At 57.9% G+C, this 24,416-nt stretch carries 30 protein-coding genes, 1 tRNA gene and 1 pseudogene; 4 read left to right on the forward strand and 28 right to left on the reverse strand.

Annotation, left to right across the window (positions count from 1 at the left end):
- Positions 1-92: 92 nt before the first annotated feature.
- From GA0071314_RS16965 to GA0071314_RS16975, 3 genes are all read right to left on the reverse strand, one after another.
- Positions 93-668 carry an antibiotic biosynthesis monooxygenase gene (locus tag GA0071314_RS16965; protein ID WP_074397724.1) on the reverse strand — a complete coding sequence of 192 codons (576 nt, stop codon included), beginning with the start codon at positions 666-668 and terminating at the stop codon, positions 93-95.
- Between the two features lie 152 nt (positions 669-820).
- Positions 821-1,204, reverse strand: coding sequence for a hypothetical protein (locus tag GA0071314_RS16970; protein ID WP_074397725.1), 384 nt, complete (start codon positions 1,202-1,204; stop codon positions 821-823).
- A gap of 6 nt (positions 1,205-1,210) precedes the next feature.
- The gene (locus tag GA0071314_RS16975) at positions 1,211-1,438 is read right to left on the reverse strand and encodes a DUF2835 family protein (RefSeq protein WP_074397726.1); all 228 of its coding nucleotides are present in this window, start codon (positions 1,436-1,438) and stop codon (positions 1,211-1,213) included.
- A 109-nt stretch (positions 1,439-1,547) separates the two neighbouring features.
- Between GA0071314_RS16975 and GA0071314_RS16980 the strand changes: the two genes are divergently transcribed.
- Positions 1,548-2,183, forward strand: coding sequence for a putative metalloprotease CJM1_0395 family protein (locus GA0071314_RS16980; protein ID WP_074397727.1), 636 nt, complete (start codon positions 1,548-1,550; stop codon positions 2,181-2,183).
- Between the two features lie 37 nt (positions 2,184-2,220).
- Here GA0071314_RS16980 and GA0071314_RS16985 read toward each other — a convergent pair whose 3' ends face one another.
- The 7 genes from GA0071314_RS16985 to GA0071314_RS17015 all read right to left on the reverse strand — a co-directional run bounded on the left by GA0071314_RS16985 (position 2,221) and on the right by GA0071314_RS17015 (position 10,403).
- Positions 2,221-4,002, reverse strand: a complete 1,782-nt coding sequence (locus tag GA0071314_RS16985; RefSeq protein WP_074397728.1) for a putative bifunctional diguanylate cyclase/phosphodiesterase — start codon at positions 4,000-4,002, stop codon at positions 2,221-2,223.
- Between the two features lie 433 nt (positions 4,003-4,435).
- Positions 4,436-4,915, reverse strand: coding sequence for a C40 family peptidase (locus GA0071314_RS16990; RefSeq protein ID WP_074397729.1), 480 nt, complete (start codon positions 4,913-4,915; stop codon positions 4,436-4,438).
- A 67-nt stretch (positions 4,916-4,982) separates the two neighbouring features.
- Complete coding sequence (phnE, locus tag GA0071314_RS16995; RefSeq protein WP_074397730.1) at positions 4,983-5,798, reverse strand: phosphonate ABC transporter, permease protein PhnE; 816 nt, start codon at positions 5,796-5,798, stop codon at positions 4,983-4,985.
- A gap of 16 nt (positions 5,799-5,814) precedes the next feature.
- Positions 5,815-6,651 carry a phosphonate ABC transporter, permease protein PhnE gene (gene phnE / locus GA0071314_RS17000; RefSeq protein WP_074397731.1) on the reverse strand — a complete coding sequence of 279 codons (837 nt, stop codon included), beginning with the start codon at positions 6,649-6,651 and terminating at the stop codon, positions 5,815-5,817.
- Positions 6,648-7,493: a phosphonate ABC transporter ATP-binding protein gene (gene phnC, locus GA0071314_RS17005; protein WP_074397732.1), complete on the reverse strand. Its 846-nt coding sequence runs from the start codon at positions 7,491-7,493 to the stop codon at positions 6,648-6,650. The genes phnE (GA0071314_RS17000) and phnC overlap by 4 nt, the downstream gene beginning before the upstream one ends.
- Before the next feature lie 75 nt (positions 7,494-7,568).
- Positions 7,569-8,534: a phosphate/phosphite/phosphonate ABC transporter substrate-binding protein gene (phnD, locus tag GA0071314_RS17010; RefSeq protein ID WP_074397733.1), complete on the reverse strand. Its 966-nt coding sequence runs from the start codon at positions 8,532-8,534 to the stop codon at positions 7,569-7,571.
- A gap of 111 nt (positions 8,535-8,645) precedes the next feature.
- Positions 8,646-10,403 (reverse strand): bifunctional diguanylate cyclase/phosphodiesterase, encoded by a 1,758-nt coding sequence (locus GA0071314_RS17015; protein ID WP_074397734.1) that lies wholly within the window; start codon positions 10,401-10,403, stop codon positions 8,646-8,648.
- A 226-nt stretch (positions 10,404-10,629) separates the two neighbouring features.
- On the opposite strand from GA0071314_RS17015, the gene GA0071314_RS17020 reads away from it, so the two are divergent.
- On the forward strand, positions 10,630-11,616 hold the full coding sequence (locus GA0071314_RS17020; RefSeq protein ID WP_074397735.1) for a DUF1853 family protein: 987 nt from the start codon (positions 10,630-10,632) through the stop codon (positions 11,614-11,616).
- Here the strand turns inward: GA0071314_RS17020 and proB are convergent.
- The 4 genes from proB to rplU all read right to left on the reverse strand — a co-directional run bounded on the left by proB (position 11,613) and on the right by rplU (position 14,786).
- Positions 11,613-12,752, reverse strand: a complete 1,140-nt coding sequence (gene proB / locus GA0071314_RS17025) for a glutamate 5-kinase (RefSeq protein WP_074397736.1) — start codon at positions 12,750-12,752, stop codon at positions 11,613-11,615. The genes GA0071314_RS17020 and proB overlap by 4 nt on opposite strands.
- Positions 12,753-12,808: 56 nt before the next feature.
- Positions 12,809-13,996 carry an Obg family GTPase CgtA gene (cgtA, locus tag GA0071314_RS17030; RefSeq protein ID WP_074397737.1) on the reverse strand — a complete coding sequence of 396 codons (1,188 nt, stop codon included), beginning with the start codon at positions 13,994-13,996 and terminating at the stop codon, positions 12,809-12,811.
- 189 nt (positions 13,997-14,185) lie between these two features.
- Positions 14,186-14,443 (reverse strand): 50S ribosomal protein L27, encoded by a 258-nt coding sequence (rpmA, locus tag GA0071314_RS17035; protein ID WP_074397738.1) that lies wholly within the window; start codon positions 14,441-14,443, stop codon positions 14,186-14,188.
- A gap of 31 nt (positions 14,444-14,474) precedes the next feature.
- Complete coding sequence (gene rplU, locus GA0071314_RS17040; RefSeq protein ID WP_074397739.1) at positions 14,475-14,786, reverse strand: 50S ribosomal protein L21; 312 nt, start codon at positions 14,784-14,786, stop codon at positions 14,475-14,477.
- Between the two features lie 313 nt (positions 14,787-15,099).
- Between rplU and ispB the strand changes: the two genes are divergently transcribed.
- Both ispB and GA0071314_RS17050 read left to right on the forward strand, forming a co-directional pair.
- A complete protein-coding gene (ispB, locus tag GA0071314_RS17045; protein ID WP_074397740.1) occupies positions 15,100-16,104 on the forward strand; it encodes an octaprenyl diphosphate synthase in 1,005 nt (334 codons plus the stop codon).
- Positions 16,105-16,190: 86 nt separating this feature from the next.
- Positions 16,191-16,267: transfer RNA gene (locus GA0071314_RS17050), tRNA-Pro, on the forward strand.
- 66 nt (positions 16,268-16,333) lie between these two features.
- Here the strand turns inward: GA0071314_RS17050 and GA0071314_RS17055 are convergent.
- From GA0071314_RS17055 to GA0071314_RS17110, 14 genes and pseudogenes are all read right to left on the reverse strand, one after another.
- The gene (locus tag GA0071314_RS17055; protein ID WP_074397741.1) at positions 16,334-17,449 is read right to left on the reverse strand and encodes a tyrosine-type recombinase/integrase; all 1,116 of its coding nucleotides are present in this window, start codon (positions 17,447-17,449) and stop codon (positions 16,334-16,336) included.
- A 95-nt stretch (positions 17,450-17,544) separates the two neighbouring features.
- Positions 17,545-17,673 (reverse strand): annotated as a pseudogene (locus GA0071314_RS20010) (helix-turn-helix domain-containing protein); the annotation flags it as partial.
- Positions 17,666-18,094, reverse strand: coding sequence for a hypothetical protein (locus GA0071314_RS19575; protein ID WP_074397743.1), 429 nt, complete (start codon positions 18,092-18,094; stop codon positions 17,666-17,668). The gene GA0071314_RS19575 and the pseudogene GA0071314_RS20010, both read right to left, overlap by 8 nt.
- Positions 18,095-18,137: 43 nt before the next feature.
- Positions 18,138-18,629: a siphovirus Gp157 family protein gene (locus GA0071314_RS17070; RefSeq protein ID WP_074397744.1), complete on the reverse strand. Its 492-nt coding sequence runs from the start codon at positions 18,627-18,629 to the stop codon at positions 18,138-18,140.
- Positions 18,630-18,677: 48 nt separating this feature from the next.
- Positions 18,678-19,004 carry a hypothetical protein gene (locus GA0071314_RS17075; protein ID WP_074397745.1) on the reverse strand — a complete coding sequence of 109 codons (327 nt, stop codon included), beginning with the start codon at positions 19,002-19,004 and terminating at the stop codon, positions 18,678-18,680.
- Between the two features lie 115 nt (positions 19,005-19,119).
- Positions 19,120-19,983 carry a hypothetical protein gene (locus tag GA0071314_RS17080; protein WP_074397746.1) on the reverse strand — a complete coding sequence of 288 codons (864 nt, stop codon included), beginning with the start codon at positions 19,981-19,983 and terminating at the stop codon, positions 19,120-19,122.
- Positions 19,973-20,149 carry a hypothetical protein gene (locus GA0071314_RS19580; protein ID WP_156524131.1) on the reverse strand — a complete coding sequence of 59 codons (177 nt, stop codon included), beginning with the start codon at positions 20,147-20,149 and terminating at the stop codon, positions 19,973-19,975. Before GA0071314_RS19580 ends, GA0071314_RS17080 begins: the two co-directional genes overlap by 11 nt.
- Positions 20,150-20,234: 85 nt before the next feature.
- On the reverse strand, positions 20,235-20,543 hold the full coding sequence (locus GA0071314_RS17085; RefSeq protein WP_074397747.1) for a hypothetical protein: 309 nt from the start codon (positions 20,541-20,543) through the stop codon (positions 20,235-20,237).
- Positions 20,544-20,557: 14 nt separating this feature from the next.
- A complete protein-coding gene (locus GA0071314_RS19585; protein WP_156524132.1) occupies positions 20,558-20,734 on the reverse strand; it encodes a hypothetical protein in 177 nt (58 codons plus the stop codon).
- A gap of 225 nt (positions 20,735-20,959) precedes the next feature.
- Positions 20,960-21,511: a hypothetical protein gene (locus GA0071314_RS17090; RefSeq protein ID WP_074397748.1), complete on the reverse strand. Its 552-nt coding sequence runs from the start codon at positions 21,509-21,511 to the stop codon at positions 20,960-20,962.
- Positions 21,496-21,801 (reverse strand): hypothetical protein, encoded by a 306-nt coding sequence (locus GA0071314_RS17095; RefSeq protein ID WP_074397749.1) that lies wholly within the window; start codon positions 21,799-21,801, stop codon positions 21,496-21,498. The genes GA0071314_RS17090 and GA0071314_RS17095 overlap by 16 nt, the downstream gene beginning before the upstream one ends.
- Before the next feature lie 555 nt (positions 21,802-22,356).
- Positions 22,357-22,851, reverse strand: coding sequence for a hypothetical protein (locus tag GA0071314_RS17100; RefSeq protein ID WP_074397750.1), 495 nt, complete (start codon positions 22,849-22,851; stop codon positions 22,357-22,359).
- Between the two features lie 338 nt (positions 22,852-23,189).
- Positions 23,190-23,396 (reverse strand): hypothetical protein, encoded by a 207-nt coding sequence (locus tag GA0071314_RS17105; protein ID WP_197668818.1) that lies wholly within the window; start codon positions 23,394-23,396, stop codon positions 23,190-23,192.
- A gap of 101 nt (positions 23,397-23,497) precedes the next feature.
- A complete protein-coding gene (locus tag GA0071314_RS17110) occupies positions 23,498-24,235 on the reverse strand; it encodes a DUF4417 domain-containing protein (protein ID WP_074397751.1) in 738 nt (245 codons plus the stop codon).
- Positions 24,236-24,416 lie beyond the last annotated feature (181 nt).

Here is a 24,416-nt window from a genome sequence, read left to right on the forward strand (position 1 = left end):
GTCTTCCGTTCACTGTGTGCCCGTTCAGCATAGCAGCGTTGGCGATAAACAAGAAAACGCCCCATTACCCCGCTACCAACGCTAACTTCACCCTAGGTGCGTCGTTCGACACTGCGCCCTATAAGAGCACCCAATGGTGACCGTTTACCCTGTAACCAAGGTGCCAATAGCCGCATCGAGAGGGGGATAAACACAAACACCATGACCGGTGTCAGCATCAAGGTGCTGACCAAGACACGAGGCAGCATTGGCCAGTGGGCCAAGGTGCTGCCGAATATCCACTGAAAAATCAGCGAAACAGGAAAAAACGCCAGCCATACCGCCACCGCTTGCTTCCAGCGGGGCGGTACGGGCGAATGCGTTTGGAACCAGGCATCTAGGCCAGTAGCGCGATGCTCATGCGGGGCATCAAACAAGCCCTTACCACGGGCAAGCCAAGCATGCCGAGAAGCGGAATGTTCCCAGGCAGCCAGCGTGTCAGCGCTGCTGAAGCGAAAGATAATTTGGTACTCATCGTCGTCGGCAGGAGGCGCCAACACGCCGGACCCCAAGTAACCGGGAAAGTCTGCGGCCAAATGACGGCCTTCGTTCAGCCAGCGGGTAAAATGTGGGTAGCGTTTTTCAGCAACGCGTCGCGCCACCATTAAGGTGACCGGTGAGGCAGACATGGTATATCTCCTGTTGGCTCAGCAGCCGTTGCCGGGTAGGCAGGCTGCCAACATCCCAGCGGGTAAGCCAGGAGGTAGCAGTGAAGCCACTATTATAACTCAAGTCTTGCCGGATCATCTTTTCATGGCGCAGAGCATTTAAACTGTAATGATCAACGGCCTGGCAGGGGATGACGCCGCTCGCCACGCTGATACGCGCGGACGTGTTGATAAATATCAACGGCGCTGCGGATTGCCTGCGCTTCAAAGGGGTCCGGTGTCACGATGGGGCCTTTTTCACGACCTTCCGTACGAACCAGCTCGGCCACCTCGTCACGGTAGCGCTCCAATAAATGCTCAAGGTTCATCCGCACATGGTGGATTTCGAGGCCGAGGGCTTCTTGCTGCTCTTTGCGTCGCAGCATATCCAAAGGGTTGGAGGCCTCCTCCCTCAAACTTTTCAAGGTATTGTTAACCAGCTTTTCAGCGATATTGAGGTTCGGAATTACCTCATAAACGACTTCATATAGCGACACGTCAGATTTAGAGTGGGACATATAGGCTCAACAAATACCAAGCGGATGAATACTGACAAATCGGCCTGCTTCAGAAAACTTTAATCGGTAGATACCATAAACGCCGTCGTGGGTCATCACATGGCGCAGCGCTTCTGCCGGAAACACCACCCGACGACCATCCAGGCTATGAGTATACACCTGGGCAATGCGCCCCTCGTAGTGCGCCAAGCATGTCTCATAAGAGAGATTAATCACCACATCAATCGTCTGCATCCCCTTCTATCCCACCTCTTTGCGCCCCATCCATTGAGCGACAGCTTGCGCGACTGGCCCGCCTCGCTAATACTTAACGTCATTCCTTTGATCGCATGGGACACTTGCCATGACAATCGCCGTGATCGGTGCGGCTTCTCTCTCTGCATGGGCATCGCCCACGTTTAATGCAGGGGCTGCCCAGGTAACGACCTCATCGCCTAAAGCGGCCAACGACGACGTTGAGCAGGAAACGGCTGCTCAAGATGCGACCCGTGACGAATCTGCCGTCGGTCCGAAAAGTGCGGACGGCAGCCCCCTCGCCCCTGAGGAAATTGAGCAGCTAAACCAACTCAAACAAACCGACCGCGAGGTCAGGCAACATGAAATGGCCCACCAGACCGTCGGCGGGGCGTATGCCGGCGGGGCTAGCTACGATTACGAGGTAGGCCCCGATGGCCAGCGCTATGCCGTTGCCGGCGAAGTCTCGATTGATTACGGCCCGGTTCCCAACGACCCCGATGCCACGATCGAGAAAATGCAAACCGTGATCGCCGCTGCGTTGGCTCCCGCTGACCCTTCACCCAAAGACTATCAAGTCGCCGCCCAAGCGAGGCAGTATTTGCTTGAAGCGAAACTAGACGCCGCCATGCAGCGCAGCGAAATGGACCAGGCACGGGCAGGCGCAGAAGGAGGCATTCCATCTAGCGATGAAGGCACCGAGTCTACTTCGGCTCCCAACCCCAGCGCACCTCGTGCTGCCTGATCCACTAACAACGGATCCAGTGCTTATTGAACCAACGTTAGTGGGCTCTGCCTAGGGCAGTCCAATCCTCTCGCTCTGGCCATGCAGCCAGCCACAGCGGCAGTTCATCGGCGGGCATTGGCCGTGCAATACCGTAGCCTTGCGCTAACTCACAGCCCAGCGCAATCAGCGCTTTTGCATGCGCCAGCGTCTCGACCCCTTCAGCAAGCATCGGCCGCTGAAAACGGTTCGCCATATAAATCACGCTCTCTACAATCGCCATGTCATCAGCATCGCTTAGCATGTCGCGGACAAAGCTTTGGTCAATTTTAATCAAGTTCACTGGCAACTGGCGTAAATGTGTTAGCGAGGAAAACCCGGTGCCAAAATCGTCAATCGCAAAGCTGACCCCCAACGCCTGGCATTTCGCCATGGTATTTAACGCCGCTTGAATATCGTGCATTGCCGCGCTTTCCAGCACCTCAAGCTTGAGCATGGCCGGCGAGACACTGGGGTAACGCGCCAATAACTCACCCAACCGCTCGCTGAAGTTACTCAATAGCAAGTGCGCAGGGCTAATATTGACGTTGACGGGCAGTGAGATATTTTCCGCTTGCCACTGCACTAGTTGGCGCATGGCGTGTTCCAACACCCATTCGCCAAGATCAACCTCAAGCGGTGTCGCTTCGATAGTCGGCAAGAACTGCCCCGGTGCCAGCAGCCCCCGTTCGGGGTGCTGCCAGCGAATAAGTGCTTCAACGCCCACTACCTGACCAGTCCGCATATCTACCTGGGGCTGGTAGTGAAGTCTCAGTTCATCGTTCGCCAACGCATCCACAAAGCGCTGGCGTTGCTCGTGGCGTACCTGCAGCAAGCGATCATGCTGGGGGTCGAAGACGTGAAAAGTGTCACGCCCGCGCTGCTTCGCCCGGTACATGGCTTGATTAGCATGACGCAGCAAACCATCACCCTGAGCAGGATCGTTAGGGTAAAACGTTACCCCTAAGCTGGCCGTCAAGTGAGCCGTGTGCCCCTCAATGAACAGCGGCCGTCTAATGGAAGCCAACAGTTTTTCAAAAAAAGCCTCATCCACACCGTGGTGGAGCAGCAGCACAAACTCATCACCGCCTACCCGAGCCAGTACATCGTCGCCAAACAGCAGGTGGCTAATCCGCTGTGCAAACGTCGATAGCAGCGTATCGCCCACACCCGAACCCAAGCGATCATTGATCGATTTGAAGAAGTCGATATCCAGCGAACACACCGCCAGCGGCGTCTGCGTGCTATCAGCGTGCTGCATAGACTCTTGTATGAGCTGGGTCAGCAGCTGGAGATTGGGTAAGCCGGTCAGAGCATCAAAGTACACTTCCCGGTTAAGATGCCGCGCATGGGCAGGAATAGTCGATAAATCGGCCAACACAATGACATGATGGTCCACGTTACCCTGAGCGTCGCGCACCCGGTTAATCGACATCATACCGGGATAGAACTGACCGTCGTGGCTGCAGTAACTCACCTGGCTTTTACTACGGTCGCGGAGCTGCAGTTCCTCGCGCATCAGGCGGGTCGTGCGGCTATCGTCCAGCGGCAGGATACTGAATGCCTCGGGGGTCTTGCCCTTTACGGACGCTAGCGTAGAGCCGGTTAGCTCGCAAAAGGCAGGGTTAACATCGATTACACAGTTATCCGCGTCGGTAATGATAATCGCCTCGTTGGCATGCAAGAACGCCGCATGAGCGGGTAACCGTGCTGGCATAGTCGCGGGGTCGTTAGGCGTTAAAGACGATGCATGCGATTGAGGCAAAGACTGCGCCTTTATTGTCGTAAAAGACTGGCTCATACGTCCTTGCTCTCCTCGTTAATTAAGTAATGACAGGGGCAATCGCCGCATTACCACCCGCAGGCAGATACGATGCAATCTTGAAATCAATGCTTCCCATTTAACGCGCTTGCATCCTAAAGTTTCGTCAATTCAATATTTTACGTCAGCATATTAGCCGCCATTAGCGGCACACTATAAAACAGTACGCTTGCTGGCGCCCTAATGCATTAGTAATAAATTAATCATCATTTAGAACAGGCAGGTATCGCCCAATCTCCAACGTCCCCACTGTGCCAACCATGGGAAAGCGTTAAATGGAAAATTATTTTGTATTCTATTATCGGCCAACTTAGCGGCAACTTTAGGGAGACGGGGGCATGTGGCGTAGCACTCGCACTGAGCGCCAAAAGCAGACAGCGTGGTTTTACACCAGCTCAATCATGGGAAGACATCAAGGCGCGGGGCTGGCAGCGCCCAAAAACCGCTGCTGCCAGTAGTCGATATCCAGAGGTACGCTGACCACTTCTCGACCGTTGCCGGGGGCATGGATCATTTGGCCGTTACCGCGGTAAATGCCCACGTGGGTGGCTTTCTGGCGTGAGCCAAAAAACAACACATCGCCGGGGCGAGGTGCATCGACGCTAGGCAATTGGCGAAACTGTTGGTCAGCGGTACGGGGCACATTAATGCCCGCGGCTTGATAAACCATCTCAACCAGCCCAGAGCAGTCAAGGCCGTCGCCCGAGTTACCGCCTAGCCGGTAGGGCGTGCCTAGCGCTTGTTGGGCATGGGACAGAATTAGCGCGCGCTCCATGGATAAACCCTGGGCATCGTCCAGGCGTTCGTTCAATGCGGTGTCGCGGCTGGCACAGCCTGCCAAGATCAGCAGGGTTAACAAACTTACGATGGGTAACCCGCGTATGAAGGGCATGGCATGCGTCTCTGATTGGCCGATTCGCCTTTAGCATGGCGCATACGCCGAGACGCTGCCAAGTGGATTATATGATTGCGTGACGAACCCGCGCAGAAATCCATTCCGAGACCAGCACAGTGGCGAAAATCATAATGAAAATGACACTCACCTGATCCCACGCAAGGCTGTTGATTGAAGAATTCAACTGCAGGCCGATCCCGCCAGCGCCCACCAAGCCAAGCACCGTCGATTCACGGATATTAATATCCCAGCGATACACGCTAATCCCCGCAAACGCTGGCATCACTTGCGGCAATACGCCGTAACTCATCACTTGCATACGGCTGGCACCGGTGGCGCTGATGGCCTCTACTGGCGTTGGGTGAATCTCTTCAATCGCTTCGTAGAGCAGCTTACCCACAAAACCGATGGAGCGAAGCGCAATGGCGATAATCCCCGCCAGCACGCCCGGGCCTAAAATCGTCACGAGCAGCATGGCCCAAATCAGCGAGTTGATAGAGCGCGATGACACAATCACCAGCAGCGCGACGCTGCGCACCAAGGGATGTGGCGTGGTGTTACGGGCCGCTAAAAACGCCACTGGAAACGCCATTACAATGCCGAGCAACGTGCCCAGGGTAGCGATATTTATGGTATCCCACATGGGCTTCCACAACACATTAGCGTAGCCCCACTCCGGCGGTACCATGCGGCTGATAAGGTCGCCACCCTGCCGGCCTGCATCGGCGACAAACACCCACATGGTATTGTCGGAAATCACCTTCCAGCAGACGAGAAAAAGGCTAACGCCTGCTAGCCACGCCAGGTAGTGCAGCCACTGCGCCCGCGTCGTACGCCGCCGCCATACCGGCTGGCCCTGGGAAGTTGTTAAAACAGGCATATCAATTCTCCAGGGGTTACTGGGTCCAACGGCGGACATGGCTAGAGCTGTATTCGCATAGCAGCACAATGGCGATAACGATCAACAAAATCGCCGCGGCGGTATCGTACTCATAACGGCTGAGCGAGGTGTTTAACGTCGCGCCAATACCACCCGCCCCAACGATGCCGATCACCGACGACTCGCGGAAGTTAATATCCAGGCGGTACATGGACAGCCCAATCAAACGCGGCATAACTTGCGGCTGAACGGCGTGATTCATGGTTTGCCACCAGCTGGCACCGGTCGCCCGAACGGCTTCCACCTGCCGCCAATCCAAATCCTCAATATCTTCCGCCAACAGCTTGGCCATGAAGCCAATCGTGGCAAACGCCAGGGTGATCATCCCCGCCAGCGGCCCGAAGCCGAACATCACCACAAACAGGATCGCGATGATGACCTCTTGAAAGGTACGCGAAACGGCAATAATCGAACGGCATATAAAGTAAATCGGTAGCGGTGCAATATTGCGCGCCGCACCAAGCCCCACCGGAACCGCCAATAGAATCCCCAGTACGGTGGACGTGAATGTCATGGTCAGGCTTTCCATCAACCCTGCGACGATATCGTCCCAGCGACTGATAAAATCAGGCTGCACAAAAGCGCCCAAAAAATTGACAGCTCTCCCCGCCCCTTCGGCAACGCGTGACCAATCCACCTCTACCGAGGCCAGCGCCAAAACAAGATATACCACCGTCCCAAAGGCAATGCCCCAACGCATGCGAGGACTATCAATCAGTGGCAGACGCCGCCATTGGCCAGCTCGGGCCGCTTGCTGACGCACCTGAGCGAACCCTTCAGTCTGCTCGTTCATCGTGCACTCCCCACCGCAAGATCCGGCATGGCGCGTTCGTGAGCCGGGTTGAGCGGCGGTGTGCCAGTAGCTTCCTCATCCATGGGTTCAGACGTGGTGTCCCAGTCCTCTTCACCGTAAATGGTCGTGAGAATATCGCTGGTCAGTTCACCAGGGTGTCCATCAAATACAATTTCGCCCGCCCGCAGGCCGACGATGCGATCGGCAAACTGCTTAGCCAGCGCGACGTCATGAATGTTAATGATGGCGGCAAGCTCACGCTCGGCACACAATTCACGAATCAATCGCATTATTTGGCGGGAGGTTTTCGGGTCGAGGCTAGCGGTGGGTTCATCCACCAATAACAGCTTAGGACTTTGCAATAGCGCCCGAGCAATGCCCACCCGCTGGCGCTGCCCACCCGACAGCGCATCGGCGCGCTTATCAATCGCCTGAGGCAGGCCAACTCGCTCCAACAAACGAAAGGCTTCAACGACCGCTTCCTGGGGGTAACGACGCAAAAAACTACGCCAAAAACCAACATAACCAAGCTGACCGGACAGCACGTTTTCCATTACGGTGAGGCGGTCAACCAAAGCATACTCTTGGAAAATCATGCCCATGGAACGCCGTGCCTGACGTAGCTTATGACCCGATAGCTGGGTGAGTTCGGTATCTTCCAGCCGAATGCTGCCCTGGGTCGGCTCAACTAACCGATTCACACAGCGAATTAGCGTGCTTTTACCGGCTCCGGACGGCCCAATCAGCGCCATGACCTGGCCCTTGGGCAGAGTTAAGTCAATATCTGTTAGCGCCCGGTCCCCAGTGGGGTAGCGCTTGGCTACGCCGCTTAGTGTCAACATTGTGCTACCTCATATGCATAACATAACGGCCAGAAGGTGAGCCCTCCTGGCCGAATCACTATGTTTACCGACCGATTAATCGCAGTCGTAGGTCACTTCGTTGGCATCGGCGATGGTGCGAATCACTTCCCAGTTTTCCTCATAGGTGATTGGGATAAACTGCGCTTCACCGGAGTTGGAGAACTCTTCCTCTAACGCTGTGCCTTCCCAGTCGTAGCTAAAGAACGCGTCCTGAATGTCTTCCGCGAGCTCCGGATCCAGATTGTGGGCCGTACCGTAGGCGGTGGTCGGGAAGGTATCGGAGGTGTAGATCACTTCGTAATCGCCCTCTGACACGACATCACGCGCCAGCATGCGGCGTGCCACTGAGTTGGCAATAGCAGCGGCTTCATAGTCTTCGTTGACCACGCCTAAAACGGAGTTATCGTGAGAGCCGGAGAACGCCGTTTCAAAGTCTTCGTCCGCTTCCATGCCGTACTCAGAGCGCAGCAGGGCGGAAGGTGCGCGGAAGCCAGAGTTAGAAGTCTCTGAGGTAAACGCCAACTGGCGGCCCTGCAGGTCTTCAACTGACTCAATGCCGCTGCCTGGGTAGGTGATAATCTCCATTTCGTAGCCAAAGCTGCCGTCCTCGGCGGCCATCATGGCAAACGGACGGAAACCACCGCAGTTAACCGCCACTGGAACACCGCCGGTGTTAAAACCGGCAACGTGCAAACGGCCCGCGCGCAAGGCTTCCTGTTGAGCAGAGTTGGATTGCACCGGGAAGAACTGAACGTCTTTGCCCGTTGCTTCGCTCAGGTGATCAAGGAAATCAGACCATACATCCGCATAAACAGCCGGGTCTTCAACCGGCGTGTAGGCAAATACCAGCGTATCGGGATCAACTTGGTCCGCTTCATTACTCGGTGTATCGGCAATCAAATCGCCGTCTGAATCACTATAGCGACTGGAAAGGTCGGCCTGCGCCGCGATTGCTGTAAAAGCAAAGGCACTGGCGACAGCGGCGCTGAGAAGCGTACGAGGGAGCGTTAATGTCTGCATGGGTCACCTAAAGCGTTGTTAGAAGATAGCGCTAATCCTGACAACGTCAGATGACAACCACGGGGCTGTTAGATGACCTATTGGTGACGTTTTGACGTACTTAAAATGACACTATTTTTTGACACCAGCGACGTTGTTGCCGCGACGCTCGACAAACAGGCTGTTACCCGGCATTTTTTTAGCTTGATGCTTCAGCTCAGAAAGTTCCGCGGCGATATCCAGCGCCTTGTAGCTCGCACCATCGGGAATAGGTTTCACCGCAATCGACACGCTAACGAAAGGAAAAAAGGCTACTTTATTCTGTCGGTTCTCAATTTGGATTCCTCCCTGTTCACGATCAGTTTCTTCATAGAAGCCTGGCGCTATTAGCTCGAACGAATACAGGATTTGATCACAGACGCTTTCCCAATGAGCTAGCGGCAGTAACATCATGAAGTCATCACCACCTATATGGCCAATGAAGCCGCCTACGCTCTCTACTTGGGCCTGCAGCAACCGTGATAACGAAATAATCACATGGTCGCCCCTGGCATAGCCGTAAGCATCGTTAAAGGCTTTAAAGTTATCTAAATCAACGTAGGCGGCGGCAAAGCCCTGCTCTGCGATTAGGTAGGCAGCAAGCGTTTCATTGATCACAATATTGCCCGGCAAGCCGGTCAGGGGATTGGCATGGCGCGCTTGTCGCACCTGAATCGCGGTAATCTCGCGCAATAGGTCAACGATATTACCCATGCCCAGATAGTGACCGTCCCTGCATACGATGACAAAATCTTCCTGCTCAATATCGTGACTGTCTGTCAATTGCTGACTCAAATTCTCCAGCAGCATATCAGCCTCGGCCACCAGCATGCGTGAGTCTGCAACATCCAATACCGCGCGTTTGGCATATAGGGCATGGCTGTACGGATTGGTAAAAAGGGTTAAAAATGCGTTACGGCGCACTACCGCAACGGGTTTACCATTATCGACTACCGCAATACAGCGCAAGCCAGGGTATTGGCGAAACCGCTCGGCGACCAGTGGCACTGCGCAATCAGGTTTCACTGCTTCGGTAATGCGGTAAATAGAGCGCGCGGTGCGGCCAGCTGGGCTTTTTAATTGGGTGGCCGCGGGTAGCAACATGTTGAGCTGCAAAGGCGGATGCTGGCTCGGGCGGGCAAAATAGAAACCTTGTAGCAGAGCAAGACCGCGATCAAGCTCCCATAAGCAAAGGTGTTCTGCCGCGGTTTCAACACCTTCAGCGATCAATTGGCAATCCAGACTGCGTGCGACGTCCAGAATAGAGCGTAAAAATTCGCGCTTGGCGGGCTCCTGATCAATTCCCGAGATGAAGTGGCGGTCCAGTTTGACGAAATCCGGACGCAGTTCTGACCAGTGGCGCAAGCTGGAGTGACCCGCACCAAGGTCGTCAAGCGCCACCTGAAAGCCCATATCGCGGTAGTGAGCCACGGCTTGGCGCATCAGGTCGTAGTCATGAATCGGCACGTGCTCAGTGAGCTCAATCACCACCCGCTCGGCAGGTAAACCGCTTTCGCGAATAAACCCCAGTGTCAGGCCTTCTTTAAAATCACGCTCGACAATGGTGAGTGGCATCACGTTGAGAAATAAAAGGCCGGGCAGTTCAAGCTTCGCGAAGCGTCGAATCGCCAAACGTCGACAGAGTAAATCCAACTCGACCAACTGCCCTGTCTGGGTCGCCACCTCGAACAAACGCAGCGGTGAATGCAAAGGTGAGGTGTTAGGCCCACGAATTAGCGCTTCGTAGCCGTAAATCGCCTGCTGGCTAGCATCAACAATCGGCTGGAACAATACATGCAGGTCTTCTGTGCTGATAATGCGGTCTAGCCATTGAGCTTCTTGTACGGTCATTGCCTATTGGTCACTTTAATCAGCGGTCGGATATCCCCAGTGTTATCCCTTTCCCGAGGCTACAATCGTGAGTCAACAAAGTGACAACATGATGACGTGCTTAAATAGCCGCTGAGAAAAGCAAGCTCCTGGCGCGCATTTCAGCGCGACCGCTACACGTTAGCGTCACAACAAGCTACCGTATTTCACAAATGACGCGCGCCGCCCCTTTCCATCAGGAGTTGTCATGCAAGCCATCAAACCGCAGCAGTTGGAAGGCGTGACCTCGTCACGGCAGGGGGCGATATTACGCGACCTGGCCTGGCTAGCGGTTACCCCTGATGTGGTCGAACTAGCGCCGCCTTTTCCACATGCGGGCCGCCCTAGCCTCGCTGAGCTAGGCCTAAGCGACTCGCTGGAGACTTGGCTAGATGGTTTGGCAATACCTGATCTGGCGCGAAATGGCCGCCAGACTAGCCGCATGGGGCACTATCACGAGCAGTTATGGCACTGGTTGCTGGATCGTGCGCCCAACACGCGCTTGCTCGCCCGTAACGTGAGCATTACCCGCCAACGGATCACCTTGGGCGAGCTGGATATGCTCTACCGCAGGTGCAATCACCCGGCACCGGTACATTTGGAAGTGGCGATCAAGTTTTATCTGGGATTGCCCGAAGGGCCGGGAGAGGAAACCAGCCAGAGCCGTTGGATCGGCCCAGGCGGGCTAGACAGTCTGGCGCTCAAATGCGGTCATTTACAGCGCCATCAGTTGCCGCTGTCGACGACGCTGGCTGGGCTGGGCACGCTCAATCACTGGTTAGCGCCGCGTGATATTGGGTCTTCCGCCAGCCTTCTGGCGTCACAGTTAACCCAGCGGCTGGCCATGCCGGGCGTGCTGTTTTATCCATGGAACGCCTCAATGCCGCCGCCAGAGGGAGCCACCGCTACGCACCGGCGTGGACGCTGGTGCCATGTTGGCGATTGGCCAGCCTTTGCCGCGACGCTGCCGGTGAGCTTTCTTGTGGCTTGGCTAGAAAAGCCACATTGGTTGGCGCCGCCGGCGTTTGATACCTTCACACCAGCCTCTGTTTCATTGAGGCCATTATTAGCGATGGCCGAGTATCGGCCGCAGCAAATAATGCTATATATGCCGCTGGAGCAACGTACCGAGCGGCTGTTTATCGTGCCCGATAATTGGCCGCGCCAGATACCTTTACCGCCGACGGGGCGTTAAACCACCACTAGATTATCGCGGTGAATCAGCTCGTGGGCTTCTACATAGCCGAGGATGGCTTCGATTTGATGGCTCGGTTGCCCCGCTAGCTGACGGGCTTCCTCGGAACCATAGTTGACCAATCCTTTCGCCACGGTTATCCCCTGCTCGTCGACACACGCCACCATATCGCCACGCTTAAAGCTTCCCTGAACGGTTCGCACGCCAACGGCCAGCAGGCTCGACCCCTTGTCGCGCAGGACTTTCACCGCCCCTGGGTCGAGCATCAATGTGCCGCGCACCTGGAGCTGCCCCGCCAGCCAGCGCTTACGAGCGGCGATGGGAGCCTGCTCTGGGCGTAACAACGTTCCTAACGCCTCGCCGGCCATCACCCGCGTAATGACATCCGGCTGACGGCCACTGGCGATCACCGTTACCGCACCGGAACGGGCAGCCAGTTGAGCGGCGCGTACCTTGGTGGTCATGCCGCCCCGGCCGAGCGAGCCGCCGCTCCCGGCCACGGCGGCCAACCGCGGGTCATCGGCCCGGGCCTCACCAATCAGCTGCGCGTTTGGGTGGTGGCGAGGGTCGGCATCGAACAAGCCTTCCTGGTCGGTCAGCAATAGTAGCGCGTCAGCTTCAAGCAAATTGGCGACCAGCGCGCCCAGCGTGTCGTTGTCGCCAAAGCGAATCTCATCGGTGACCACGGTGTCGTTTTCATTGATCACCGGCACCACCCTCATTTCGACCAGGGTGCGCAGGGCGGAAAGCGCATTCAGGTAACGTTTGCGGTTGGAGAGGTCATCGTGGGTCAGCAAAATCTGCGCGGTGAGCATGTCGTGGCGCGCAAAGTGCTGCTCGTAGCACTGGGTCAGGCCGTTTTGGCCCACGGCGGCGGCGGCTTGAAGCTCGTGCACGGCACTGGGGCGTGCCTGCCAGCCAAGACGCACCATCCCCGCCGCGACGGCGCCTGATGACACCAACACCACTTCAATGCCACGCTGGTGCAACGCGGCAACTTGATCGACCCAGCGGCCGATGGCCACTTCGTCCAGGCCACGGCCGTCGTTGGTCAGCAATGCGCTACCCAATTTAACTACGACGCGCCGAGCCCTGCTCAACGCCGCTCTGTCCAGCACCGACTCGTTGCTTGCCACGCCGTCTTTCTCCCCTGAACGTTATCCACCCTGGACATGCCGCCGACTGCTAGCCCTCAAGGGGCATACTCGACGTCAACGTCATAGTCATCATCGTCGAAGTCGTCGTCATCCTCATCGTCGCGCTTGCGGCGACGGCCCAGTCGCGCTTCGGTACGGGCGACCGACTCTTCCTCCATGCGCCGGCGCATTTCCTGCTCGCGGGCATGGGCTTCTTCGTCTTCGTGCTCCAGGCGTTGCTGCTCGGTGAGCCAACGATAGGCCGCCTGCACCAGCTTGTCGGTACCGTCGCTGCTGATCGCCGAAATACGGAACACCGGGCCTTCCCAGTTAAGCGCTTGAATAATCGCTTGAGCGCGTTCTTCACGCTCTTCTTCATGCAGAAGATCAAACTTGTTCAATACCAGCCAACGGGGGCGCTCGGAAAGCGCCGGTGAAAACTGACCTAGCTCGTGAACAATCGCCTTCGCCGCCTCCACCGGGTCCGACTCGTCGAATGGCGCCACATCAACCACATGAAATAGCAGCCGCGTACGGGTCAGGTGCTTCAAAAAACGCAGCCCTAAGCCCGCGCCGTCGGAGGCGCCTTCAATGAGCCCCGGCACATCGGCCATCACAAAGTGCTCGTGCATGCCCAGCTTGACCACGCCCAGGTTGGGCACCAGGGTAGTGAAGGGGTAATTGGCCACCTTGGGCTTGGCCGCCGATACCGAGCGAATCAGCGTCGACTTGCCCGCGTTGGGCATGCCCAGCAACCCGACGTCTGCCATGACTTTCATTTCAAAGCGCAGGTTGCGACGATCGCCTTCGGTGCCCGGGGTGGTACGCCGCGGCGCGCGGTTGGTGGACGACTTGAAATGAATATTACCCAGCCCGCGGCGGCCACCTTCGGCCACCAGCACAACCTGACCGATGTCCGTTACATCGGCAATCACTTCAAGGGTATCCTCGTCGATCACCGTGGTACCTACCGGCACTTTCACATGCAGGTCTTCCCCGGCTTTGCCACTCATTTGGCGACCCATGCCGCCCTGCCCGTTTTCGGCTTTATAGAAACGCTGGTACTTGAAGTCGATGAGCGTATTCAGCGCATCGTCACCAATCAGGTAAACGCTGCCGCCGTGGCCGCCGTCGCCACCATCAGGGCCGCCTTTGGGCACGTATTTTTCGCGGCGAAAGCTGAGACAGCCATTGCCGCCTTTTCCCGCCTCAACAATGATCGAGGCTTCATCGACGAACTGCATTGTTTCTCCCGGCCGCTTCCGCCGCCCTAATATGCACTACTTTTTCCAATCCTTTATTCCCACCAGCCTACTGGCAAAGAATAGTAAAAATGCGTATTGGAAAAGAGGTTTAACCGACAAAAAAGCCCCGCCATGGCGGGGCTTTTTCTCGCAACTTTGTCTCGCAGTTACGAGCGCAACGCTAATCGTTTAGGCAGAAACGATACTAACAAACTTGCGGTTTTTAGGACCTTTGGTCTCAAACTTCACAAAGCCTTCGTTCAGCGCGAAGAGCGTGTGATCACGACCCAGGCCTACGCCAGTACCGGCGTGGAAACGCGTGCCGCGCTGACGAACGATGATGCTACCTGCGCTCGCTGCCTGACCGCCAAAGAGTTTCACACCTAAGCGTTTGGACTCGGAATCGCGACCGTTACGCGTGGAGCCGGCTGCCTTTTTATGTGCCATTGCAAAATCCTCCTTAAGGGGAATTGGCCGCTTACGCGGAAATTCCAGTAATTTTGACTTCAGTAAACCACTGGCGGTGGCCCTGGCGCTTCATGCTGTGCTTACGGCGACGGAATTTAATGATCGTCACTTTATCACCACGGCCATGGGAAACCACTTCGGCAGACACTTTCGCACCGCCAATTAGCGGTGCGCCAACGTTTACGTCGTCACCGTCGGCCACCAGCAGCACTTCGTCAAACTCAATCGTTTCGCCGGTAGCGACTTCGATCTTCTCAAGCTTGAGGGTCTGGCCTTCCTGAACGCGGTACTGCTTGCCACCGCTTTTAATAACTGCGTACATGTCTCTCTCCAGACGTCAATATTGCCGTTTTGATTAACTGTAAACGGCCGCTCATCGCTTTACGCTCTTTCGAGTCGTGCTCTTGTCGACCTGCGGCGAGTGGCGCCCCTTTTGGCAGCCATCTGACAGGGAGCATGATGAGTGGGTCGCGGATTATAACGATGATTGCGTTTTGCCACAAGACCTATTGCACCATTGCAGATGATAGGGTATCACACACTCGCAGGCGCCTTGACGCCTAACGGACAGCCCCATAGCATGACCTCAATCTTGCGCGGCCTATGCCGCCTCCATCTGCCGCGACGAACATTCCATGACCGCTAACGTCTCATCAGCCCAGTCTGCCAGCTCTATGCCTTCACCGCTGCACGCCGTGGTAGCGGAAGACTTCGAGGCCGTTAACCGGACCATTGTCGCCCAGCTCAACTCCAAAGTGCCGCTGGTCGAAACCATTGGTCAATACATCACCGAAAGCGGCGGCAAACGCCTGCGGCCGCTACTCGCGCTGCTGGCTGCGCGTTCGCTGGGTTACACCGGTGACAAGCATATCCCGCTGGCCACGCTGATCGAGTTTATGCATACCTCGACGCTGCTGCACGACGACGTGGTGGATGAATCGCATATGCGCCGGGGCAAGAAAACCGCCAACGATGCTTGGGGAAACGCGCCGTCGGTGCTGGTCGGCGACTTTCTCTACGCGCGCTCGTTTCAAATGATGGTCGACGTGGGCTCGATGCGCATCATGGCGATCCTGTCCGGCGCCACCTGTGTTATCGCCGAAGGCGAAGTGCAGCAGTTGACCAATATCGGCAACCCCAGCATTTCCGAAGACGACTACTTCGAGACGATTCTTGGCAAGACGGCCATGCTGTTCGAAGCCGCCTCCCACAGCGGCGCGGTGCTGGCCGAGGCTCCCCACGAACAGGAACAGGCGCTGCGATATTACGGCCGCTACCTGGGCCTGGCGTTCCAGTTGATTGACGATCTGCTGGATTACCAGGGCGACGCCGAGGCCATGGGCAAGAACGTTGGTGACGATCTGGCGGAAGGCAAGCCGACGCTACCGCTGATCCACGCCATGGAACAAGGCACGCCCGAGCAGGCCAAGCTGATTCGTCAGGTTATCCGACAGGGCGGCCTTGAGCAGTTGGACGCAGTATTGGACATTGTGCGCGCGACAGGTGCGCTGGACTACACCCGTGCGCGGGCCGACGAAATGGCCGATAAAGCGCTTGCCCAGCTTGACGCACTTCCCCCCAGCCCCTACCGAGATACAATGGCTGAGCTCGCTCGCCTGGCGGTCGACCGGCAAACATAAATCTGCTTTTCGCCGCGACCAAGGCTTGAAAAAAAACGCCTGGCTACGTATGATTTCCCTCCGTTGTCGCACCACCGGCAACGCCTCGGAATATAGCTCAGCTTGGTAGAGCGCTGCCTTCGGGAGGCAGAGGTCGTAGGTTCGAATCCTGCTATTCCGACCAGATATTTCAAAGCCTTAGGCCAACTTCTCTCTTACACGCCTGAGTCTCACGTGACCAAATCGTGACTTAACGCCCTCGGCCATGCCGGGGGCGTTTTGTTTCCAGCTCCTGTTTTTCATCCAGTCTGGCAACCGCTGAACGCACGTTCTCGGGTGCCAGGTGTGCGTAACGCTCCGTCATGGCGATGGTGCTGTGGCCGAGTAGATCCCGCACTTCGGCCAGCGGCACGCCCGAGGTCACCAGCCAAGCGGCGCAGGTGTGCCGCATATCATGAACCCGAAAGTCGTCGAGCCCCGCCTTTCGGCACACCGTTGCCCAGGTCTTCTTGATGTCCGCGATCCGCCTGCCCTTCTGATTACAGAACACCCAAGGGGTGTCGGCGCAGTACCGCATGCGGAACCTGAGCCGGGAAAGGATCGCCTGCCGAGCGGCTTCATTCAGCGGCACGCTGCGCCGACGCCGGGCCTTGGTATGCTCGGCTTCCAGGTGGATCAATCTCGCCTGAAGATCCACCCGTGACCACTCCAGACCAAGAAGCTCGCCGCGGCGACAGCCCGTATTGAGCGCCAGCGCGATGAAGTCGGCCAGATACCCTGGCCGCTCGGGATCTCGGGCGGCCTCCAGCAGTACGCCGGCCTCTCGACGGGTGATCCACCTCACACGCCCTTCCGGCTCTCTGAGCCGCCGTTTTTCGCAGGGGTTGGGGACAGCCCAATCCCATTCCTTGCGGGCATGGTTAAGGGCAGCCGACACCAGCCCAATTTCTCGGTTGATGGTGCCGTTGCTGGCCCCAGCCTTGCGGCGATCCACTATGTACTGGCGGATGTCCCCCGGCGTAAGCTGGTTCAGATCCCGGCCCGTGAACCTGGGATACAGGTTCTTCAGGCTCCAGATATGGCGCTCAGTGTTGCGCGTCATCCCTTCCAGCTCCTCCAGGTACGCCAGCATCAACTCGTCGAACGTTCTTGACGGCTGTTCGTCCCACTGCCTTTCCATGTGCGCTTCAAGGCGCCATTTGCTCAGCAGCGCTTCGGCTTCCCGCCTGCCTTCGACGGATTTGGCGATGCCAGTCGAGCGCCTAACGCGCTTGCCGCTTGCCTCGATGTAGGACGCCCAGTAGTACGGGGAGTCCGTGCGTTCATAGATGCCGTCTTGACGACGGTTAGTCTTGCGCTTCGGCATGTGCTGTCTCCTTGCACATCCGGCCCCGCGCTTTCGTCATTATGCGCTGGCGCCATACTTCGTGCCACCCAGTGACGGGCGACGTCGGCTGGAACTGTGATTCGGCGGCCAACCCGCACGGCGGGCAGGTCGCCTTGCTCGATCAGTCGGCGAACTGTTCGCGTCGAAACGCCACCCAGCTGGCGTGCGGTTTCTTCAAGACTCCAGAGCAGTGCGTCAGCCATGGTGCACCGCCTTGCCGGAACACGCCTCCTCCAGCAGAACCGCCAGCTCGTCACGTTGCTCAATGAGATGCTGCAACCGCTCGGCAATAGCGTCGATCCCTCCCAACTGACTGGCGGGCACGCCGGCGGCATCAAGCGCCATGGATAGCCGGGCCAGGTTCAACTCATTGTCGCCAATGCTGTCCGACACCCATTCTTCCGGCCATCCTCGCCAGCGGCACACGTCGAGCTGCCAATCGTCGTCGAGTCGGTGCCAGGCGGCCAGGGCGTCGTAGGTGTCGGGCAGCCAGTCGGCACGGTCGGCTGCCAGTGCGACGTAGCACCGCTCTCCGGTGCTGAGCGGTCTGATCAGCGTGTCCAGGGTGGTTTCATCGGCGCCCTTTCGGGCCTGACTGACGATATCGTCGAGACGTTGCATCATGTCGATCCTCCCGGCGCGGGACGTTGCCCGCGCCGCTTTCCAGTTAACGAATGGCCAGCCGTGTGCTGGCGACCAGCTCGGCACCAGGTATGGCGCGCTCCTTGAGGGCCGTTTTCAGTGCGGCACGGTCAACCTTGATGGTGGTGACCTCCCGCTTGAACTCGTCAGGCACGGCCGTTTCGTCGGAGATCGCCACGGACGGCGGGTTGCGCTGGATGGACAGGGTGAACAGCGGACGTTTGACTCTGTCGCGCCCGGTGGCCTGCATCGCCCACTGAACGCGCTCCCGGCACGCCTTGGCGTTGCGCTCGAGCCGGGCGGCTCGCTCACTCAGTCGCCGGGCTTCGTCCTTGCAGGCGGCAGCGTCAGCATCCAGCTGGCGCGCCACCATGACGGTGGCTTCGATCTTGTCTTCCAGCTGACTGCCGGTGGCCTGCAGGGTCTCGGCCAATGCTTCCGCGAATGCGGCATCGTCATCGGCATCCATCGCGGCCAGTTGCTGGAACTCGTTGGTAAGTTGGTAGAGGTTGCTCATGTCGGTGTCTCCTGCGGCCCCGCCCGCCGTGAGGCGAGCGCACGGGGCTCAATCAAAAGGGATTTCGTCATCGAAGTCGGCATAGGGCGGTGGCGCGGCGCGTCCGTCGCGGGCGTCAGCGTAGTGACTGCCGTTGCCACGCCGACCGGGTTCTGCATGGCCTTGCGCCTGACGCTGGTCGCGTGGAAAGACATTGACCCACCCTTCCCAGCCGGTCAGGCCGACCGGCAAGGCGTCGAGCTTGATGGAAGTGCCGCCATCGTCATGGCGAAACAGGGTACCGATACGCAGCCAGCGGCCCTTCTGCTGGCCGGTCTGGCGGTCGGCGTATTCGCCCGTCTTGATGGCGAGATCATGTGTCGGTTGTGCGCTCATTGCTGCAGCTCCTGGTGCGAGAGATACGGAACCCCGGCGCGAACCACAATCACGCAGTCCAGCCGGTGCGCCAGCCGCAGCGCGGCTGGCACTGTAAGATTGGGCGACAGGGCAATCATTGAGAGGCCCACTGGTCGAGACGGTCATCGAGACGACGATAGAGCGTCGGCGTCAGCTCGCTGAACGACTGAACGCGCCCTCGACTTGCCTTGGCAAGCCAGCGCCTGACCCGATCCGGATCGAGGTTCAGTCCCGATATACGGGCTTCGAGCCGCTGGCGCTGCGCGTCGCTGATCCGGCCTTGCGCTTGCGTTGCTGCACGCGGCGCTGGAGTTCGAGCTTGCGGCGCACTCGGGCGCGCGTTTCCGGTCGTTTCTTCCAGGTTTTGCCCATGAACCATATCCTCCATGTCTTGTGTAAATACCTCCGAGAGCCCCGCCATGCGCAGCGTGGCGTCGATGTGGGCCGACTTCTCGGCCATCTTGAGCGACTTGTTCAAGTCGCCGCTGTCCTGACGCAGCGAGCGCGCGCCCACCCCGTCGGCGACGACGTTGCCGGTAGCATCGCGGATTTCGCAGCGCATGATGACGTGAGCCAGACCAACGCCCTGCAGCGCGGCGGCTTCATAATCGGAAAGCGTGGGGTAGTGGATGGTTACCCCCAGCATGCCGCAGATCTTCTCGGCACCGGGCTTGAACAGCGACGGCTTGCTGAAGTGCGCGGGGTTTTGGCACCGAGCCCCATGCGGGCACTTGTTCCGGCTGACGACGTGAATACGCCCGAAGTCCACGCCTTCCACCAGCGCTGAGCGCACCCACTCCATCAGCGCGGCCCGGTTTTCTTTCCGTCGATCTAACCCGGCGCGGAACACCTCGGCGGGCAGGTCGAGCGGTGACGCCGAGGTTGTTAGCGCGTTGGGCTGAGCCTCTTCATGTGCTGCCCTTTCGGTAGCTCGCTGCTCGATAATCTCAGACGACATGGGGCTGCCCTCCATACTGTGTTGCTCGCCACTCGCGCTCGATGCGTCGAGCTTCCTGGCAATAGCGCTGCGCGGCATTGCCCTCAAGCTGACTGGGTAGAAAGACCCCTTCATCACGCCAGTCCATCTGGGCTTGCCATTCAGGCGTTGAGTGCATATTCTTCATGGTATTGGTCCTCGCTTCGGATCATGTTGTCGGCCCGCTCCAGCCCCCACTGGAAGCGGGCCATTTCATGTCTGTACCTTGGCATTCATGCAACATCCCCTTGTCTGTTGGCGGCGATCCAATCGACGAGCGCCTCGCGCTGGCCGCTCAACGTGGCGACCTCCCCGGTTGAAAATAACGGCGACTGCTCTCCGTTCGCTTCTACAACGACGGCGGTATCGGGATCTGTTGCGGAATCGGTGCGCCAGCCATCTTCGATCACGCGCACCTGGCTCCAGAAGGATCCATTACCCCAGGCGGTAACGTCGTGGCAGATCCGCTTGCCCGTCCGCTCGGAGCCAAAGACCGTGAGCAACAGGATGTCGGTCAACACTTCCTGATGTTTCAATAACATGAGCACTATCTCCTCTAATGCAGCACAGCCCCAGAAGGGCACATGGCGTGTGCGTCGAGCCACTTCAGCAGCACCCGCAGTTGTTCGAGGCTGGGCGGTTCAGCGGACTGCCCGGCAACAACGCGGCGAGCTTGACTGACAACACTGGATTCGTAGTTTGAAAGCCCACCGGGGTGGACGAACGTAGACATAGCAGTTTTCCTTCTATTGTTGCTAAGTACCCGGCTTTTCCCTTTAACGCGACCGAACCTGCCGGTAAAAAACGCGATGACATATTTAATGTCATATAAACATATTAGCCTAAAAGTGACATATTTCAAGAGCTTGAATGTCTAAAAGACATATATTTTTTGTAGGAAATACCCCCTTTGATTTGTAAGAAATAGCCTACAAAAGAGGCGATATGGCTTACAGCGTTAGAACAGTGAGTCAGGCACCCAACGCCTGGCACTGGCCCATGTGCCGCTTACAGCGCAAGGAACCCATTCACCCATGCCCAGGGGTTCATGCACGTTGGTAAACGCAACAACGCGCAACTCACGACCTGCTGCCAACCGGCAGGCGCGCCAGCTGCCCTTCCCTGGCTGGAAAGCCACGACACCCGAGGAAGCCTGGGAGACGACTTGAGCGGCACGCGCCGCCAGCCGCGCGCGTAGCGGCACACTTGGGCCGCCCCCTGCCCACCAGGTGACGGCGCCCCCTTGCGCTGCAAACGCCTGAACGTCAGATACCGCCGACACACCACACGCGCCCTGACCATCCGTGCCGAAGGCGGCAAATACATGGAGAGAGGACAACGGCACACTACCCGTTAGCGCCGCTGCCACGGCAGCGCGATCCGCGCCGGTGGCACAGCCAGCCACCAGGGTATAACCGTGCGCCACCAATGAGGTGACCACTGACTGCACCTGCACGTTGACGGCGGGCGTGATGTGCCGCCCGCCCACGATGGCTACCCGGCCAGCCATGCCAGAGCCCCACGCACCTGAGCGAGCGACCAGCCCGCCGGTACCACAAGCTTGATTTCAGCCGGTGCCTGAGTACGCTTGCCGGGCCGTGGCCAACATTGCCAACCCTGACGATGCAGCACCCACCAGGCTGCGACTGCTTGAGCCCGAGAGCCGACCGGAATACATACGCAAGCCGGGGCCGGGTTGTTGCCTTTGCGCGCCATGCGCTGAGCCCAGACCCAGCCGCCACGACAATGCTGCTGTACAACCCCTGCCCCGTAATTGATACCGCCGCTAGCGAACGCCATAACCCACCCCCAACGCGCCTTAATACTGTATATAAATATAGCATAAAATTGCCATTTTTTCCAATTAAAACAGCACTTTGCATTGCATATGCACCGCGCGGGAGCGTAGGCAAGCACAACATCGTGGGGGCCCCGCGCGGGGGTTGGCGTGGGGTTCCGATGTTGTGCTTGCCGGAGCGGAGCGCCCACGCTGCCCCCACCGGGGGGCGGAGAGCGGGGGTATGCGAACCGCCCCCGGATGCCTCGCTGGCGAAGCGGGTTTTGGGGTTCGCCGGTGCAGACGGGGAATAAACAAGCGGGCGCTTGCGCCCACCGATGTGGGTCTGGGGTTAAACGAAGGCGCGTGCGAGGAACGAGCTTGCGCCGGAGCGCGGGGTTCAGGGGCGGGCGAGGAACGAGCCGGCCCCTGCAGGCGGAGCCGTCAGCGCGCGGAGCGCAAGAGCACCAGGGATGCGTAGGGTGGCGTCAGCCAGCCCGAAGGGCCGAAGCCCGTAGCAGCCCGACCGCTAGCGAGGAACGAGCTGGCGGGGGTGCCCAAGGCAACAACCTGTCGCGCTACCAGTCGGACATGGAGAACTCGTCAATCATGATATCTTCATACTCCATGCCCCAGACGCCATCCCGTTCAAGGTCTGGGATCAGTCTGGTGAGCTCCTCTTTAGGCATCGTGCCCTCAAAGTCGCTAAGCACCTCAACATAGACATCAATTGGCTCTAGGTCAGCGGCAGCAAGGTCTTCTATTGAGGATTTCTGGAAGAAGCGGTGGCGAAGTATTTCCCAGGCAACTAGCCGAACATAATGCTCGAATACTTCGGGAACAGCCTGTTTCATGCCGCCGGTTACTTTCTCCAGGTCATCGTCCCACACCAGTTGTCCTGGGTAAGGATGATCTAGATGATCTTTGAGAGATGGCCAGCTTTGGAAACCGGAGAACTTAGCGATACGCGCAAGACAGGCGGTTTGCTTATCAGCCGGAGAAAGCCTTTGCTGTTTTTTGGCAATGCGCTTGAGAACGGAGATGTAAGTATCGATCGGGAGGGAATGGTACATTTTCGTCAGTCCTTTTTTCGGCACCAAATATGCAGCCGACCCGCGAAGCCCCAAGAGTGCCTTAGGAGTGATGACGAAAATTCAAAGAATGGCATGCGAATGCTTTACCGACGGCGGGTCTGATGGGATTGCCTGATCCCCCACTGACGATAGTCGCTATTGGCGGTCGTTATGTCAATGAGCGGCAGGCAATTTATACCCACCCACGGCTGGGAGCGCCGCTCAACCCGGATACAGCACTGAACTAGCGCTATTACTTGCATACCGGGCCGGCATTAGCAGAACAGCGTTACATGAAGGCATCAGGGCCAGCATCGGGCGTCATCCTAACGAGCCGTTCATTGCTCCAAGCGGAAAAGGTTGTTTTCCACGTAGGGGTGAAATTCAACATGCATCAGCCTTTCCTTCTTGAGGATCCGCTTCAACTCGCTGCCCATGGTTCTGAGCTCTTCGCGGTTGCCCTCCGTCTGACGTCGTTCGAACTTGCGCAGGATGTAGTTCATTTCATGGTCTTGCGAAAAATTCACGTAATCATGATCGTCCATTGTCAATCCCCATCTTGTGTGTAGCTGAGAGTTCAGCACACCCAATCTAATTATTCTTTATCATGATCGCAATATGCTTCACAAGCATTCAATGATCTGTCTCACGAAGACTGCCGATAGTGCAGCGCCTGATTCATTTGGGCGCTTCTTGAGCAGCTTCGCTTCTCTCCCGCCTGCGGCCGGTGGCTCACGCCGCGCAGTCGGTGCCAATCAGGCTCGATCTCCAGCGTCGGTGCGTCGATCTCCACCGGCGAGTGACCGTAGACAATCACCAGCCTTGGGCGCAGACGCTCGCACATGGCGTCGACACCGGCGCGATAGCGTTCCACCACATGCGAGCGGCGGGTATCCGGTACGCCGATGCTGACGATCTGGTAGGGTGGGATGCCGTCAAAGCAGTAGGAATGGCTGGCTGTATCGGCCCAGTTCACGGTGGGGATCACACGTATTCCCTGGCTCTGCCACCAGCGGCCCAACCAGCGACTCCGGTAGGTGTTCCACTGATTCACCACGGCGGGCCATTGGGGGTAGAGGCTGAAGTCCGGCGTCAGCGCGGCCCAGTAGCGGCGCAGGTGATTCACGGCAGCGTTGGGGCGGTTCCAGGTCGTTTCGAAGCGGTAGTCGTCAAGGTAGAAGTGGCAGAGGTCGCGGCTGGCCAGGCTTCGCTTGCTTCGATAAGGCAGCAGTCTGAACGACGGGGGTAGCTCGGTGAAGGTCTGCGGCAGTAGATCGGGAATGCCGAGACGCGAGGCGCTGGGGAAGACCTCGCGGGTACCGGTGGTGTCCCAGCCGCCAGGCTTGCAGCTCCAGTCTGGCGGCTGGCTGAAGGATTGCGGCATCGGTGGCCACCCTACTGCTTGGGCTTGGCGTCGTTGCCGCGTCCGCCATCGAGATCAGTCATGGGAATCCTCCTGCTTTCTGATCACCACCAGCAGCGTTTCCAGACCATCAACCGGCCTCGGATTCTGCCCATTCCAGGGTTGGTGTCGGCATGGTAGTGAATCTCTCCGTCAGAGCGAC

It is taken from the genome of Halomonas sp. HL-93, assembly GCF_900086985.1.
Taxonomy (GTDB): domain Bacteria; phylum Pseudomonadota; class Gammaproteobacteria; order Pseudomonadales; family Halomonadaceae; genus Vreelandella.

What these genes read in the sequence shown, in the direction of transcription:
- GA0071314_RS17085 (WP_074397747.1), bottom strand. Translation starts at nt 20,543, where the DNA reads ATGTTATTGAAACATCAGGAAGTGTTGACCGACATCCTGTTGCTCACG.
- GA0071314_RS17110 (WP_074397751.1), bottom strand. Translation starts at nt 24,235, where the DNA reads ATGCCGCAATCCTTCAGCCAGCCGCCAGACTGGAGCTGCAAGCCTGGC.
- GA0071314_RS17070 (WP_074397744.1), bottom strand. Translation starts at nt 18,629, where the DNA reads ATGAGCAACCTCTACCAACTTACCAACGAGTTCCAGCAACTGGCCGCG.
- phnE (WP_074397730.1), bottom strand. Translation starts at nt 5,798, where the DNA reads ATGCCTGTTTTAACAACTTCCCAGGGCCAGCCGGTATGGCGGCGGCGT.
- GA0071314_RS16975 (WP_074397726.1), bottom strand. Translation starts at nt 1,438, where the DNA reads ATGCAGACGATTGATGTGGTGATTAATCTCTCTTATGAGACATGCTTG.
- GA0071314_RS17015 (WP_074397734.1), bottom strand. Translation starts at nt 10,403, where the DNA reads ATGACCGTACAAGAAGCTCAATGGCTAGACCGCATTATCAGCACAGAA.
- GA0071314_RS16970 (WP_074397725.1), bottom strand. Translation starts at nt 1,204, where the DNA reads ATGTCCCACTCTAAATCTGACGTGTCGCTATATGAAGTCGTTTATGAG.
- GA0071314_RS17100 (WP_074397750.1), bottom strand. Translation starts at nt 22,851, where the DNA reads ATGTACCATTCCCTCCCGATCGATACTTACATCTCCGTTCTCAAGCGC.
- ispB (WP_074397740.1), top strand. Translation starts at nt 15,100, where the DNA reads ATGACCGCTAACGTCTCATCAGCCCAGTCTGCCAGCTCTATGCCTTCA.
- cgtA (WP_074397737.1), bottom strand. Translation starts at nt 13,996, where the DNA reads ATGCAGTTCGTCGATGAAGCCTCGATCATTGTTGAGGCGGGAAAAGGC.
- GA0071314_RS17095 (WP_074397749.1), bottom strand. Translation starts at nt 21,801, where the DNA reads ATGGCGTTCGCTAGCGGCGGTATCAATTACGGGGCAGGGGTTGTACAG.
- GA0071314_RS16990 (WP_074397729.1), bottom strand. Translation starts at nt 4,915, where the DNA reads ATGCCCTTCATACGCGGGTTACCCATCGTAAGTTTGTTAACCCTGCTG.
- GA0071314_RS19580 (WP_156524131.1), bottom strand. Translation starts at nt 20,149, where the DNA reads ATGAAGAATATGCACTCAACGCCTGAATGGCAAGCCCAGATGGACTGG.
- GA0071314_RS17090 (WP_074397748.1), bottom strand. Translation starts at nt 21,511, where the DNA reads ATGGCTGGCCGGGTAGCCATCGTGGGCGGGCGGCACATCACGCCCGCC.
- GA0071314_RS19585 (WP_156524132.1), bottom strand. Translation starts at nt 20,734, where the DNA reads ATGTCTACGTTCGTCCACCCCGGTGGGCTTTCAAACTACGAATCCAGT.
- rpmA (WP_074397738.1), bottom strand. Translation starts at nt 14,443, where the DNA reads ATGGCACATAAAAAGGCAGCCGGCTCCACGCGTAACGGTCGCGATTCC.
- GA0071314_RS16965 (WP_074397724.1), bottom strand. Translation starts at nt 668, where the DNA reads ATGTCTGCCTCACCGGTCACCTTAATGGTGGCGCGACGCGTTGCTGAA.
- GA0071314_RS17055 (WP_074397741.1), bottom strand. Translation starts at nt 17,449, where the DNA reads ATGCCGAAGCGCAAGACTAACCGTCGTCAAGACGGCATCTATGAACGC.
- GA0071314_RS17105 (WP_197668818.1), bottom strand. Translation starts at nt 23,396, where the DNA reads ATGGACGATCATGATTACGTGAATTTTTCGCAAGACCATGAAATGAAC.
- GA0071314_RS16985 (WP_074397728.1), bottom strand. Translation starts at nt 4,002, where the DNA reads ATGAGCCAGTCTTTTACGACAATAAAGGCGCAGTCTTTGCCTCAATCG.
- GA0071314_RS19575 (WP_074397743.1), bottom strand. Translation starts at nt 18,094, where the DNA reads ATGATGCAACGTCTCGACGATATCGTCAGTCAGGCCCGAAAGGGCGCC.
- phnC (WP_074397732.1), bottom strand. Translation starts at nt 7,493, where the DNA reads ATGTTGACACTAAGCGGCGTAGCCAAGCGCTACCCCACTGGGGACCGG.
- GA0071314_RS17080 (WP_074397746.1), bottom strand. Translation starts at nt 19,983, where the DNA reads ATGTCGTCTGAGATTATCGAGCAGCGAGCTACCGAAAGGGCAGCACAT.
- GA0071314_RS17075 (WP_074397745.1), bottom strand. Translation starts at nt 19,004, where the DNA reads ATGAGCGCACAACCGACACATGATCTCGCCATCAAGACGGGCGAATAC.
- GA0071314_RS17020 (WP_074397735.1), top strand. Translation starts at nt 10,630, where the DNA reads ATGCAAGCCATCAAACCGCAGCAGTTGGAAGGCGTGACCTCGTCACGG.
- rplU (WP_074397739.1), bottom strand. Translation starts at nt 14,786, where the DNA reads ATGTACGCAGTTATTAAAAGCGGTGGCAAGCAGTACCGCGTTCAGGAA.
- phnE (WP_074397731.1), bottom strand. Translation starts at nt 6,651, where the DNA reads ATGAACGAGCAGACTGAAGGGTTCGCTCAGGTGCGTCAGCAAGCGGCC.
- GA0071314_RS16980 (WP_074397727.1), top strand. Translation starts at nt 1,548, where the DNA reads ATGACAATCGCCGTGATCGGTGCGGCTTCTCTCTCTGCATGGGCATCG.
- phnD (WP_074397733.1), bottom strand. Translation starts at nt 8,534, where the DNA reads ATGCAGACATTAACGCTCCCTCGTACGCTTCTCAGCGCCGCTGTCGCC.